Source organism: Pseudomonas sp. BE134 (assembly GCF_031456105.1).
Classification (GTDB): Bacteria; Pseudomonadota; Gammaproteobacteria; order Pseudomonadales; family Pseudomonadaceae; genus Aquipseudomonas.
Window position 1 is genome coordinate 59,009 of sequence record NZ_JAVDUA010000036.1, and the last position, 12,126, is coordinate 71,134.

Below are 12,126 nucleotides of genomic sequence, written 5' to 3' on the forward strand. Positions count from 1 at the left end.
GGCTGAAAGTAAGCACTCTAGTGCCCTTCAACGCCCGTCAAATCAGCCAAAGGAATGATTTGCAGAACCCTGCAAATACTAGCCTTGCGCCAGCATTTGCGGGATACAGAGGATCCGTTGCTATCAATGCATCTCGGTGAAGGCGAGTTTCACGCCGATGGCGATCAGCACTACGCCCATGGTGCGGTCGAACCAGTGGCCCATGCGGGCAAAACCGGCACGCACACGCTGTTGGCTGAACAGCCGCGCCACCAGGCAAAACCACACCGCCGTCGCTGCAGCGAGGTAAACCCCGTAACCGGCTTGTACCGCCAGCGGTGTGTGCGGATTGATCACCACGGTGAACAGCGACAGGAAGAACAGCGTGGCTTTCGGGTTCAGACCGTTGGTCACGAAACCGGAGGTGAAAGCGCCGCGGGCGGTGCGCTCGCCGGCTTCCTTGTGCAGATTGTCAGCCACCGCCTTGGCCGGTTGCGCGCGCAAGGCCTTGTAGCCGATGTACAACAGGTACGCGGCGGCGGCCCATTTCAGCGCATTGAACAAAACAATCGACTGGGACACGATCAAACCGATACCGAGCAGCGAATAGCCGACGTGGAGGAATATCGCCGTCCCGACACCCAGCGCCGTCCAGGTGCCGGCACGCCGGCCATGGGTCACGCTTTCACGCACCACCACGGCAAAGTCCGGGCCGGGGCTGGCCACGGCGAGCAAGTGAATCAGGGCAACGGTCAAGAACTCGGTCCAGTACATAACGGCTCCTTTGGGGTAGATCGGTCGAAATAAAATTCACAAGGTTAGCGCTGTCCCCTATGGGAGCGAGCCTGCTCGCGAAGGCGGTGTGCCAGACAACATCGATGTCGACTGACACGCCCTCATCGCGAGCAGGCTCGCTCCCACAGGTTTTGTGTCTGGCCTGACACTGAGTAACCATTTGTGTCATCTGGTAGGCTCGGCAGATTACGCCTTCAGTTCAATGCACAAAAGGTACAGTTGATGACGAACTCTCGCCGCGCCGTTTTCCTCGACCACCCGTCCCTGGACCTCGGCGACCTCGACCTCAGCCCGCTGCGTGATTGCTTTGACGACTTGCAACTGTTCGCGCAGACCACGCCGGATCAAGTGATCGAACGCCTCAAAGGCGCCACGGTGGCCATCAGCAACAAGATCCTCATCGATGCCGCGACCATCGCCGCCAGCCCCGATTTGAAACTGATCCTGATCACTGCTACCGGCACCAACAACGTCGATCTGGCCGCCGCCCGCGCCCACGGCGTTACCGTTTGCAACTGTCAGGGTTACGGCACACCGTCGGTGGCGCAACACACGATCATGTTGCTGCTCAACCTGGCAACGCGCCTGGCCGACTATCAAAAGGCCGTGGGTGAAGGTCGCTGGCAGCAAGCGAAACAGTTCTGTCTGCTGGACTACCCGATCGTCGAGCTGGAAGGCAAAACCCTGGGCCTGCTCGGCCATGGCGAACTGGGCGGCGCGGTCGCGCGGCTGGCCGAAGCGTTCGGCATGCGCGTGCTGCTGGGGCAAATCCCAGGGCGCCCTGCCCGGCCGGATCGTTTGCCGCTGGAAGAACTGTTGCCGCAGATCGACGCCCTCACCCTGCACTGTCCACTCAACGAACACACCCGACATTTCATCGGCGCCCGAGAACTGGCTTCGATGAAACCCGGTGCCTTCGTGGTCAATACCGCTCGCGGTGGCTTGATCGATGAACAAGCGCTGGCCGATGCCTTGCGCAATGATCATCTGGGCGGCGCGGCCACCGATGTGCTGAGCGTCGAGCCACCAACAGCGGGCAATCCCTTGCTCGCTGCCGACATTCCACGGTTGATCGTCACCCCGCACAACGCCTGGGGCAGTCGAGAGGCACGGCAGCGGATCGTGGGGCAGTTGACCGAAAACGCGCAGGCTTTCTTCAGCGGTACAGCGCTGCGGGTCGTCAGTTGATAAACTGCCGCACTTTTTTTCAAGGAGCAGAGTATGGATCCGCGCAGTGAAGTACTGCTTCGTCAGCCCGAGTTATTCCAGGGTTCGGTGTTGTTGGCCGGTTTGCCCGCCGACGATCTGCTGGGCCGACTGCCCGATGCCCACGGCTGGTGCTGGCACGCCGGCGATCAAGCAGCACTCGATGCGCGTTTCGCCGAGCGCAGCCATTTTGGTGTGAACGCCCCCGAGCGTGAGTTCGAGACTGCGGTGGTGTTTCTGCCCAAGTCCAAGGACCTGACCGATTACATCCTCAACGCCCTCGCCTCACGCCTGGCCGGTCGCGAGTTGTACCTGGTGGGGGAAAAACGCAGCGGCATCGAAGGGGCGGCCAAACAACTGAACCCGTTCGGCAAGCCGCGCAAGCTCGACAGCGCCCGTCATTGCCAACTCTGGCTGGTCACGGTGGCCAATGCGCCAGAAGCCAAATCGCTGGAAAGCCTGGCGCAGACCTACGAGTTGCCGCTGGCTGAAGGGCCATTGAAAGTCATCAGCTTGCCGGGCGTGTTCAGCCACGGCCGACTGGATCGCGGCAGCGCGCTGCTGCTGGAGCATCTGGACAAGTTGCCAAGCGGCCACCTGCTGGACTTCGGTTGCGGCGCCGGCGTTCTGGGCGCGGCGGTGAAGCGTCGTTATCCGCACAATCAGGTGACGTTGCTCGACGTCGATGCGTTTGCTGCCGCCAGCAGTCGCCTCACATTGGCCGCCAATGGTCTGGAAGCCGACGTGATCACCGGTGATGGAATTGACGCTGCACCGATGGGTTTGAGTGCGATTTTGAGCAACCCGCCGTTCCATGTCGGGGTCCACACCGATTACTTCGCCACCGAGAACTTGCTGCGAAAAGCGGCCAAACATCTGAAAAACGGTGGCGAACTGCGCCTCGTTGCCAACAGCTTCCTGAAGTATCAACCGCTGATCGAAGAGCACCTCGGGGTGTGCGCGATCAAGGCCGAGGGGCAGGGTTTCAGAATCTACCGGGCCAAACGCGGCTGATAAATAAGTGCTTGCCTAACGGATTTTGCCTAGGCAGAATCCGCTCCGTCCTAGGGGAGTAGTCTCCCACGAGCGCCATGCTCGTCCGGCATACGTCAACATACTTGGTCCTCAGACCATGGCGTATGCGACCCCAGCGTTCGCATCAGACGGATCGCAGGGTTTGACAAGACCTATGACACGAACACCTTACCCGGGGCGGGGAGGCTGTACGTGTCATAGCCGTGTCGACCCGCCCCTTAGGAAAAACCCTGATGATGCTGGATTCATTTCTCGTTCCTACCGCAATCGTTGCCTTGGCCGAAATCGGCGACAAGACGCAACTGCTCGCGCTCATTCTCGCTGCCCGCTTTCGCAAGCCATGGCCAATCATCGCCGGCATCGTCGCCGCTACCCTGGCCAACCACGCAGCCGCCGGTGCGGTAGGTGCCTGGGTCGGCAGTTTCTTCTCGAATGCGACGCTGCACTGGATCCTGGCAGCCTGCTTTACCGCGACCGCCTTGTGGACCCTGGTACCGGACAAGATGGACGACGACGTCAGCACCGCGCGCAAGTTCGGGCCGTTCCTGACCACGCTGATTGCGTTCTTTCTTGCGGAAATGGGTGACAAGACCCAGGTCGCTACCGTGATGCTGGCGGCGCAATACCCGGATTTGTGGCTGGTCATTCTCGGCACCACCGTCGGCATGTTGATTGCCAACGTACCGGTGGTACTGGCCGGTAACTTTGCAGCAGACAAACTGCCATTGACCCTGATCCGTCGCTTGGCGGCGTCAGCGTTCCTCATTTTGGCGATTGTTGCGGTGTACAAGGCGATGCAGAGCAGTGGATGGGTTTGATGCGGTAGGCCGATAAACCGAGTAATCGTTTATCGCGAGCAGGCTCGCTCCCACAGGGAAATGCATTTCAACTGTGGGAGCGAGCCTGCTCGCGATGGCGTCAGCAGCCTTAATACATGACTCAGGATTTACGCGAGTTCTCGTACAACGGCATCACCTTGGGAATGGCCGCCTGCAACGCGCTAATGCGACTGGCTGACGCCGGGTGAGTACTCATGAACTCCGGCGGCGAGCCTTCCGAGACTTTGCTCATCTTGTTCCACAAGGTAATCGATGCATTGGGGTTGTAACCGGCGCGGGCGGCCAGTTCGAGTCCAATCAGGTCCGCCTCGTTTTCATTGGCGCGGCTGTTGGGCAGGGTCATGCCGTAGTTCGCAACGGTATCCGCCAGAACCATGCTGCCCTGACCCAACCCTAACAAGGCACCGGCGCCTTGCTTGGCCATTTCAATACCATAGGCTTTGGACATTGCTTCACGACCATGCTCACGCAGGGCGTGGGCGATTTCATGCCCCATGATCGCGGCGATTTCATCGTCGGTCAGTTGCAGTTTGTCGATCAGCCCGGTGTAAAAGATGATCTTGCCGCCTGGCCCGCAGTTGGCATTGAGCTCATCGCTCTTTATCAGGTTGACTTCCCACTTCCACTGAGCCGCATCCGGACGAAAATTCGGCGCCTGGGCAATCAGCCGGTCGGCAATGGCCTGAACGCGCATGGCATTCTCGCTGGTTTTGTCCAGCACACCTTTGCTGGAGGCTTCACCGATTGTCTTCTGATAGGACTGCGCATACATCTGGTCGACCTCTTGCGCGGGCAACATGGTGAACATGTACTGTTTGCGCTCAACCCCCACGGCGCCACCGCTGGTGGTGTTGACCGACTGGCACCCGGCGAGCAGCAGACTGGCGCCCAGCGTCCCAAAAACCAATAGCTTGTTCATCAAATAAACTCCCTGAAATCAGGCCGCGTATCCTAGGCGTGCAAATGCATCGACGCCAGAGACCTACAACTAAGACGCAAATTTCAGGCAAAGCTCTCATCGCTGCAGGAAAAAATTCTCAGACAACTCATTAACCCGGGGTAAGACACTCCGGCGCATTCAGCTTCGGATCGTTCACTAGATTCGCCAGCACTCGCTCGCGCAACACCGCAGGCTCACTGGCGAGCAAGGCCTGCAAGGTATGCAACGGCGTCTCGGGATCGAGCCACGCCGCCTGCCCCGCTTCATCGAGAATCAACGGCCGGCGCTGACTCGCCGCCGGCTGCGTGATCACTGCCGTGCTCAGCCATACCTGCTCCTGCACCGGGTACGCTTCCCAGATAGCCGCAAAAAACAGTGACGAACCTTCACCCGGTGTCAGCCAGTACGGACGCTTGCGCGTGGTGCCGCGCCATTCATAGAAACCGTTGGCCGGCAGCAGGCAACGTCGCTCACGAAAGGCCTGGCGGAACATCGGCTGCTCGGCGACGGTTTCAGCCCGGGCATGGGCCGGAGTGCGGGACAGATCGGTCAGCCACGGTGGTGTCAGGCCCCAGCGGGCGCGGGCCAGTTCACGCTGGCCATCCACGCCTGCACGCAGCATCAACACCGAATCGTTGGGGGAAATATTCCACTGGGCCTGCTGATCGGCGGGGAAGCCAGGCAGGGCCGCGAAGGCGGGGTTCCAGCGAAACAGGGCATAACGTCCACACATGGGGCAGCACGACTCTTGATCAAACGAACACCAGCCTAACAGACCAGCGTGCCGGGAAAGCTCTCCGGTTCATCGCCGGACAGCGGCAGCGCGGCATTGTACGCGGTGATCAGCGAGCGGGCGTATTCCGCCTGGTCGTTATCCACCTGCAAGCCCAACAGGCCGAAGATCGGCAGTTCGCCAGTGCCGCCGAGCAAATGGCGCCCGACCAGATGCGCCTCGATGCCTTCGCTGGCCAACATGCTTTGCAGCAACTCGCCTTCCATCAGGTTTTCCGGCTCGTAGATTCGCAGCATGGGAGTGCCCCTTTCATTCGTTTTCACTGTGAACTTCGAGCATCCATTCCTGACCGTCGGTCTGCAGGACAAACGTTATCGGCCGACAACACACCGGACAATCTTCGATATAGGTCTGATCGCCACCGGACAGATCCAGCACGGCCTCTGCCTCCTCACCACAATACGGACATTCGTAGCGCTCGGTTTCCAGCATCGCGGTCTCCCGGGTGACTTGTGCGTATAATCGCCGGTCTATTTGCAGGGCTATTTTTGTCTGGCTATTTTTTCAGACCGTACCCTGTCGGTTTTGATCAAAACCTTTACTTACCCTAGCCGTTTCTAACAAGAGAGCATGATGGGCGAATTCGATGCCATCCGACCTTACGACGATAGCGAAGTCCCTGCGGTACTGGACAGGTTGCTGGGCGACAAGGCGTTTCTAGATATCCTCACCCACTTCCGCTTCCCGCGTTTTGCCGGCGCTTTCGGCTGGATGCTTAAACCTCTTATAGCTCATCGGCTGCGCCGCGAGTTCGCCGGCGTTCATTCGGTAGCCACGTTGCAGGATAAGGTCGAGATGTACGTCGACCACACCATCGAACGCGCAACAGACGGCGTCACCTACACCGGCGTCGAGCAGTTCAAGTCGGGCAGCGCCTACCTGTTCATTGCCAACCACCGCGACATCGTGATGGACCCGGCCTTCGTCAACTACGCCGTGTACCACGCGGGCCTGCCAACACCGCGCATCGCGATCGGCGACAACCTGCTGCAAAAGCCCTTTGTCAGCGATTTGATGCGCCTGAACAAGAGCTTCATCGTGCACCGTTCGATCACCGGTCGCCGCGAGAAGATGGCGGCGTATCAACTGCTGTCGGCCTACATCAACCACTCGATCCGCAACGATTGCGCCTCGATCTGGATCGCCCAGGCCGAAGGCCGGGCGAAAGACGGCGACGACCGCACCGAATCGGCGATCCTCAAGATGTTCCACATGAGTCGCAAGGACGAGCCGTTTGGCGAAGTCATTCAGTCGCTGAACCTCACCCCGGTGTCGATCAGCTATGAATACGACCCGTGCGATCAGGCCAAGGCGCGCGAGTTGTACATCCGCGCCACCACTGGCAGCTATAGCAAAGTGCCGGGCGAGGACGATGTGAGCATCGCCAAGGGCATCACCGGTTACAAGGGCCGGGTCCACGTGAACTTCGCCGCGCCGATCACCGAGCTGTTCGAAGACACCAAGCAATTGGCGGTCGAGATGGACAAGCAAATCCTCGGTGGCTACCGCTTGTTCCCGGTGCACTACCTGGCCTACGCCCAATGGACAGACGCCGACCCGCAATTGCAGGTGCCAAAAGCGTCTGAAGTGTTTGCGGCCGACGAGCTGGCCAAGGCACAGGAAGAATGGAACAAGCGTCTGGAGGCCTGCCCCGAGGAACATCGTCCGTTCCTGGTGCTGCAATATGCGACACCGGTGCGCAATCAGTACCGGGTGAAAGCCGGCTTGCCGCTGTAAGGGTTCAGGCTGGAAACGACAACGGCGCCTTTGGGCGCCGTTTTCATTGCTGCCATTTTTGAAATCAGACTTGCGTGCTGATCCACGACACCAGCAACGCCAGCCCGAGACAGGCAAAACCGAAGCGGTAGAAGAAGCGATTCATGCGCAACGTCGCCCAATCAAGGGTCGGCTCTACGCTGGGTTGACCCTGGCGCTGGGCCACCCTGCTGGCGACGGCGCGTTGTTCGCGGCGACGAGTGGCGTGCAGCAGCCAACTGCCCGGAAAAGCCAGCAACAAGGCCAGCAGATTGACCAGCTTGGCGGGATGGGCGGTAAACAGCGTCATCAAATGCAGCGACATCACGGACCTCAAACAAAACAGGTGTAGCAGACGCCGAACCGACGAATGCGGCGCGGATTCTACCGAAAGCCTCACCTATCGCATCCGATTTACGACAAATAGCTCACTATTTTTGGTTGATTCTCGTCTTGGGTCATAACTTCTTCATTCCCACAGTTGTTCGGTGTAGTCCTGAATAAAAAAGCCCGGGCCATTGCTGGCTCCGGGCTTTTTTACATCCGACGAATACTTACTCGCCGAGAACCTGACCCACTGTCGCATCCTTGAACAGACGCGTCAGCGCATCACTCAACACATCGCTGACCAGCTTGGTGTTGGTTTCCTGGTTCGGTGCCATGCCAAAACGCTGGTCCAGCGATGCGCCGTAACGGCCGCTGTAACGACGATTGGCATTCTGCACATCAGAGCGGAACGTCGCGGAGATGGTCGCTTCTGTCACATACATGCCTTCTTTAGGCGACTGGTACTTCAGCTCGGCCAAGGTCACGGTGAGTTGCGGTGCATTCGGCGCATTGGACGTCGGGGTAAAGCCCAGCAAGCGCACGGCCGCCTCGGCCTGAGCCTGCAACTTCGGCAGAATCTGCGGGCCCTGCACGGTGATCGCGCTGGTTTCCGGGTACAAGCCGCCACGGGTGCCCAGTGTTGGCGACGGACGACCGTCCACCACACGCACCACCACCGGCTGACCATGGCCGACTGGCGCCAGCTGGGTTGTCAGCTTGGGTTCAGGGTTCAGTTGTTGCGGGCTGTGGGCGCAGCCAACGAGGGTCAAACTGGTCACAGTGATCAAACCGAACAACAGACGTTGCAACATGCGTTTCTCTCCAGAATCAGGCACAAACAGGCCCGCAGTATAGCGGTGCGCCACGACGGGTAACTAGCACCCTACAAGCGTTGAAGTAAATTCCTGCACCCCCCTTCAGCCTCCAGCCAATGGGCGAAGGCTGGGTACAAATCGAGGAAATCCGTGTCTACGGGGTAAACCCGCCCCTCCTCTTGGCACACGCGTTAACACGCGCCAGCCACGTGCACGAGTACAACATCTGTTGACCACCTGACCAGATGCCTAATAAAAGTCATTAAACACGTCCATTTCCATGCGTTTCTTAGATACAATCTGCCCCCGATTATAAGGACGTCTCCTGATCGGGCCTCGCAGCATCGTTAATGCCCCCGGCATTGACACCCCGCACCGCCCACAGAGAGCCGCCCACACAGATCGAGTGAAGCTGGCGCGCTTGCTGTTCCTTGAGCAAAAACCCGCTTTTCGCGAATCTGCAGAGCTGTCATTACGCTCGGTCACTGAGCTGTCTGCCCGTTTTGCCGGTCATGTTTCCCATGACGGTAATGCTTGCGGGCACGGTGCCAGGCAGGGACAGCCCTTTTTTGAGGTTCACGTCTTCAAAAGAGCGTGAAAAAAACGGGTTTTCACAACTTCACAAGAGTGTGGCGAGCAAATGAATAGTTTTGCGTCTGAACATGCACCATTAGCGTCTGAAACAGCCCAACGACACAGGACCGAGCACTCCTCGAATACGGGAGCCTGAAGCCTGTCCGCTACGGATTTGGTTGCACAAACGGATGTATCGACCATAAGTCGAATTGCCAGTCGCGCGTTGAAATGAGTTCATAACCCTCATTGACCCGGCCGGCAGCGTCCGTCGAAGTTGCAAAAAATTGCGAAGATTCGGACATGGCAATACTGGCCATGGTAATGGGGCATCACTGACACGCCCCGGAACGCCTGGCAGCCATGCCGTCAATTTGGTGCTGCAGATTTTGGAGACGCGTTAAATGGCGCATAACGAAGCAGTCGACGTAGTACTGGTTGGGGCCGGCATCATGAGTGCCACCCTTGCGGTATTGCTCAAAGAGCTCGACCCCGCGATCAAGCTGGAAGTCGTCGAGCTGATGGATTCCGGTGCCGCGGAGAGTTCCAACCCATGGAACAACGCCGGTACCGGTCACGCCGGGCTGTGTGAGCTCAACTACACGCCACAGGCTGCCGATGGCACCGTCGACATCAAGAAAGCCGTACACATCAACACCCAATTCGAGGTGTCGAAGCAGTTTTGGTCCTACCTGACCAAAAAAGCCACGTTCGGCTCGTGCAAGACGTTCATCAGCCCGGTGCCTCACCTGAGCTTCGTGCAAGGTGACAGTGGCGTTTCCTTCCTCAAGGAACGCTTCAAGTTGCTGAGCAAGCACCACGCCTTCGCGGACATGGAATACACCGAAGACAAGGCCAAAATGGCCGACTGGATGCCGCTGATGATGCCGGGCCGTCCGGCCGACGAAGTCGTCGCGGCGACCCGCGTGATGAATGGCACCGACGTCAACTTCGGCGCCCTGACCAATCAATTGCTCAAGCACCTGACCAGCGCGCCCGACGCGCAAGTCAAGTACTGCAAGCGTGTGACTGGCCTGAAGCGTAACAACGGCGGCTGGACCGTCAGCATCAAGGACGTCAACAGCGGCAACACCCGTGACGTCGACGCGAAATTCGTTTTCCTGGGCGCTGGCGGCGCGGCATTGCCGCTGTTGCAGGCTTCGGGCATCGAAGAAAGCAAAGGCTTCGGCGGCTTCCCGATCAGTGGCCAGTGGCTGCGTTGCGACAACCCGGAAGTGGTCAAACACCACCAGGCCAAGGTGTACAGCCAGGCCGCCGTGGGTTCGCCACCGATGTCCGTGCCGCACCTGGACACTCGTGTCGTCGATGGCAAGAAGTCCCTGTTGTTCGGACCTTACGCCGGCTTCACCACCAAGTTCCTCAAGCACGGCTCCTTCATGGACCTGCCGATGTCGGTTCGCGCCGGCAACATCGGTCCGATGCTGGCCGTGGCGAAAAACAACATGGACCTGACCAAGTACCTGGTCAGCGAAGTGATGCAATCGATGGAACAGCGCCTGGAATCCCTGCGTCGTTTCTATCCTGAAGCGAAAGCCGAAGACTGGCGCCTGGAAGTGGCCGGCCAGCGGGTGCAGATCATCAAGAAAGACCCGAAAAAGGGTGGCGTTCTGCAGTTCGGTACCGAACTGGTCGCGGCCAAGGACGGTTCCCTTGCCGCCCTGCTCGGTGCCTCCCCAGGCGCCTCGGTGACCGTTTCGATCATGCTTGAGCTGATCGAAAAATGCTTCCCGGGCAAGGCTTCCGGAGAGTGGGCTGCCAAATTGGCGGAAATCTTCCCGGCTCGCGAAAAAGTGCTCGAAACCGATGCGGCGCTGTATCGCAAGATCAATGCGCACAACAACATCGCGCTGGAACTGGTTGAAGCCAGTAACGAGACCGAAAGCTACGCTTGATTCGGTCCCATAAAAAACGCCCCGTTCTCATTGAGAGCGGGGCGTTTTTTTATGCCGCGTAAAACATCGCAGCCTCGTTTCACTCGACAGCTCCTACAGGTGTAACCGAACCCTTTGTAGGAGCTGTCGAGCGTAGCGAGGCTGCGAATTTTTGATCTTAACCACGGGCCTTGGCGATCAACTCGATGTACTCGGCCGCGTTGCGCTGATCCTTGATCAGGGCAACAAAGTCATTGCCCTGTTCATCCTGGCCATTGAGGTCCAGACCTGCCTCGACGAAGAACGTCAGAAATCGCTCGAAGTCATCGATGCGCAGACCACGGTAGGCCTTGATCAACTTGTGCAGCGACGGCGAAGTGGCGTCGACTGGCTCGAAATCGAGGAACAACTTGATCTGCTCGTCGCCGATCTCGTCACCAATCACTTGCTTCTTATCTTTACGCATTGCCGACTCCAGCTCGCAGACATTTCACGGGGCGGGCAGTTTACCCCTCCCTTGCCGCCGGGCTCAACGCACTCGAGTGGCCCCTGTGTGTAAATCAGCCCAGACATGGCCGTTGGCATAGCTGAGGAACTGGCAATACACCGTGTCATTGCGCAGCAAGTCGATCACCACCCGGTACTGCGCCAGCGGGTAAAACAGCGTCAGGGTTTTGCTTTTGTCATCATAGACCGGCTTTTTCAGGCTTTTGCTTTCGCCATCGAAGTGGACCAGCACCTGGTTGATGGTCGCGCCCTTGTTCAAGGATTTGCCCTTGAGGCGGATCAGCATCGGGGACGTGACCGGTATTGGCTGTTGGCTGGACTGGCGCTGGCTACCCACCACCACCGAATACTCGGTGACCTGCAGGAGTTGTTGCTGCTCGGGATCTGCGTCGCGCAGGGTCAGGTCATCGGGAGGCAGAAACTGTGCGTGCATCGGCGCAGGGGCGGCCGCCAGTGGCAGGCTGACGGTCAGCAACAAGGCGGCAAAGCAGCGAATCAAAAGGCTCATGACGGGCTCCGAAGACGAGGCCGGGCACTTTATCACGGGCATATGAAAATACTGCTGTGGACGCGAGCCACTAATGAAATGGCTACCCCCGCTGCCCCCTGTGATCGCCCACTAAGCTTTCACAGGGGGCCTACCGGAGACCGTTGCCATGAACAAAGTAGC

Annotated in this window: 14 protein-coding genes and 1 riboswitch; of the genes, 5 read left to right on the forward strand and 9 right to left on the reverse strand. The window is 58.9% G+C overall.

Features of this window, described 5'->3' with window-relative positions; all coding sequences use genetic code 11:
* Positions 1-123: 123 nt before the first annotated feature.
* Positions 124-753, reverse strand: a complete 630-nt coding sequence (locus J2Y56_RS24980) for a LysE family translocator (RefSeq protein ID WP_007947100.1) — start codon at positions 751-753, stop codon at positions 124-126.
* 243 nt (positions 754-996) lie between these two features.
* Between J2Y56_RS24980 and J2Y56_RS24990 the strand changes: the two genes are divergently transcribed.
* From J2Y56_RS24990 to J2Y56_RS25000, 3 genes are all read left to right on the forward strand, one after another.
* Positions 997-1,962, forward strand: a complete 966-nt coding sequence (locus tag J2Y56_RS24990) for a 2-hydroxyacid dehydrogenase (protein WP_007947099.1) — start codon at positions 997-999, stop codon at positions 1,960-1,962.
* Between the two features lie 33 nt (positions 1,963-1,995).
* Complete coding sequence (locus J2Y56_RS24995; protein WP_007947097.1) at positions 1,996-2,994, forward strand: class I SAM-dependent methyltransferase; 999 nt, start codon at positions 1,996-1,998, stop codon at positions 2,992-2,994.
* 41 nt (positions 2,995-3,035) lie between these two features.
* A riboswitch (yybP-ykoY riboswitch) is annotated at positions 3,036-3,172 on the forward strand.
* A gap of 79 nt (positions 3,173-3,251) precedes the next feature.
* A complete protein-coding gene (locus J2Y56_RS25000; protein ID WP_150781853.1) occupies positions 3,252-3,833 on the forward strand; it encodes a TMEM165/GDT1 family protein in 582 nt (193 codons plus the stop codon).
* 121 nt (positions 3,834-3,954) lie between these two features.
* Here the strand turns inward: J2Y56_RS25000 and J2Y56_RS25005 are convergent, their stop codons facing one another.
* The 4 genes from J2Y56_RS25005 to J2Y56_RS25020 form a co-directional block, all read right to left on the reverse strand.
* Positions 3,955-4,773, reverse strand: a complete 819-nt coding sequence (locus J2Y56_RS25005; protein ID WP_310353319.1) for a M48 family metallopeptidase — start codon at positions 4,771-4,773, stop codon at positions 3,955-3,957.
* A 130-nt stretch (positions 4,774-4,903) separates the two neighbouring features.
* Entirely contained in the window at positions 4,904-5,527 is a 624-nt protein-coding gene (locus J2Y56_RS25010) for an SOS response-associated peptidase (RefSeq protein ID WP_150781818.1), read from the reverse strand.
* 35 nt (positions 5,528-5,562) lie between these two features.
* The gene (locus tag J2Y56_RS25015) at positions 5,563-5,823 is read right to left on the reverse strand and encodes a putative signal transducing protein (protein WP_007947092.1); all 261 of its coding nucleotides are present in this window, start codon (positions 5,821-5,823) and stop codon (positions 5,563-5,565) included.
* A gap of 13 nt (positions 5,824-5,836) precedes the next feature.
* Entirely contained in the window at positions 5,837-6,019 is a 183-nt protein-coding gene (locus tag J2Y56_RS25020; protein WP_007947091.1) for a CPXCG motif-containing cysteine-rich protein, read from the reverse strand.
* 141 nt (positions 6,020-6,160) lie between these two features.
* Between J2Y56_RS25020 and J2Y56_RS25025 the strand changes: the two genes are divergently transcribed.
* Positions 6,161-7,324 (forward strand): 1-acyl-sn-glycerol-3-phosphate acyltransferase, encoded by a 1,164-nt coding sequence (locus J2Y56_RS25025; RefSeq protein ID WP_007947090.1) that lies wholly within the window; start codon positions 6,161-6,163, stop codon positions 7,322-7,324.
* A gap of 64 nt (positions 7,325-7,388) precedes the next feature.
* Here the strand turns inward: J2Y56_RS25025 and J2Y56_RS25030 are convergent, their stop codons facing one another.
* A complete protein-coding gene (locus J2Y56_RS25030) occupies positions 7,389-7,667 on the reverse strand; it encodes a hypothetical protein (protein ID WP_007947089.1) in 279 nt (92 codons plus the stop codon).
* A 229-nt stretch (positions 7,668-7,896) separates the two neighbouring features.
* On the reverse strand, positions 7,897-8,481 hold the full coding sequence (locus J2Y56_RS25035; RefSeq protein WP_007947087.1) for a YajG family lipoprotein: 585 nt from the start codon (positions 8,479-8,481) through the stop codon (positions 7,897-7,899).
* Positions 8,482-9,461: 980 nt separating this feature from the next.
* Between J2Y56_RS25035 and mqo the strand changes: the two genes are divergently transcribed.
* Positions 9,462-10,970, forward strand: coding sequence for a malate dehydrogenase (quinone) (gene mqo, locus J2Y56_RS25040; protein ID WP_007947085.1), 1,509 nt, complete (start codon positions 9,462-9,464; stop codon positions 10,968-10,970).
* Between the two features lie 157 nt (positions 10,971-11,127).
* On the opposite strand, the gene J2Y56_RS25045 is transcribed toward mqo, so the two are convergent.
* Together J2Y56_RS25045 and J2Y56_RS25050 are read right to left on the reverse strand one after the other, a co-directional pair.
* Positions 11,128-11,415 carry a PA4642 family protein gene (locus J2Y56_RS25045; RefSeq protein ID WP_007947084.1) on the reverse strand — a complete coding sequence of 96 codons (288 nt, stop codon included), beginning with the start codon at positions 11,413-11,415 and terminating at the stop codon, positions 11,128-11,130.
* Positions 11,416-11,478: 63 nt separating this feature from the next.
* Positions 11,479-11,964, reverse strand: a complete 486-nt coding sequence (locus J2Y56_RS25050; protein WP_150781823.1) for a hypothetical protein — start codon at positions 11,962-11,964, stop codon at positions 11,479-11,481.
* Between the last annotated feature and the right edge of the window lie 162 nt (positions 11,965-12,126).

Coding starts and splice junctions, on each gene's coding strand:
- J2Y56_RS25000 (WP_150781853.1), top strand. CDS start 3,252: ATGCTGGATTCATTTCTCGTTCCTACCGCAATCGTTGCCTTGGCCGAA.
- J2Y56_RS25010 (WP_150781818.1), bottom strand. CDS start 5,527: ATGTGTGGACGTTATGCCCTGTTTCGCTGGAACCCCGCCTTCGCGGCC.
- J2Y56_RS25015 (WP_007947092.1), bottom strand. CDS start 5,823: ATGCTGCGAATCTACGAGCCGGAAAACCTGATGGAAGGCGAGTTGCTG.
- J2Y56_RS25020 (WP_007947091.1), bottom strand. CDS start 6,019: ATGCTGGAAACCGAGCGCTACGAATGTCCGTATTGTGGTGAGGAGGCA.
- J2Y56_RS25045 (WP_007947084.1), bottom strand. CDS start 11,415: ATGCGTAAAGATAAGAAGCAAGTGATTGGTGACGAGATCGGCGACGAG.
- J2Y56_RS25030 (WP_007947089.1), bottom strand. CDS start 7,667: ATGTCGCTGCATTTGATGACGCTGTTTACCGCCCATCCCGCCAAGCTG.
- J2Y56_RS24990 (WP_007947099.1), top strand. CDS start 997: ATGACGAACTCTCGCCGCGCCGTTTTCCTCGACCACCCGTCCCTGGAC.
- J2Y56_RS25035 (WP_007947087.1), bottom strand. CDS start 8,481: ATGTTGCAACGTCTGTTGTTCGGTTTGATCACTGTGACCAGTTTGACC.
- J2Y56_RS25025 (WP_007947090.1), top strand. CDS start 6,161: ATGGGCGAATTCGATGCCATCCGACCTTACGACGATAGCGAAGTCCCT.
- J2Y56_RS25050 (WP_150781823.1), bottom strand. CDS start 11,964: ATGAGCCTTTTGATTCGCTGCTTTGCCGCCTTGTTGCTGACCGTCAGC.
- J2Y56_RS24995 (WP_007947097.1), top strand. CDS start 1,996: ATGGATCCGCGCAGTGAAGTACTGCTTCGTCAGCCCGAGTTATTCCAG.
- J2Y56_RS25005 (WP_310353319.1), bottom strand. CDS start 4,773: ATGAACAAGCTATTGGTTTTTGGGACGCTGGGCGCCAGTCTGCTGCTC.
- J2Y56_RS24980 (WP_007947100.1), bottom strand. CDS start 753: ATGTACTGGACCGAGTTCTTGACCGTTGCCCTGATTCACTTGCTCGCC.
- mqo (WP_007947085.1), top strand. CDS start 9,462: ATGGCGCATAACGAAGCAGTCGACGTAGTACTGGTTGGGGCCGGCATC.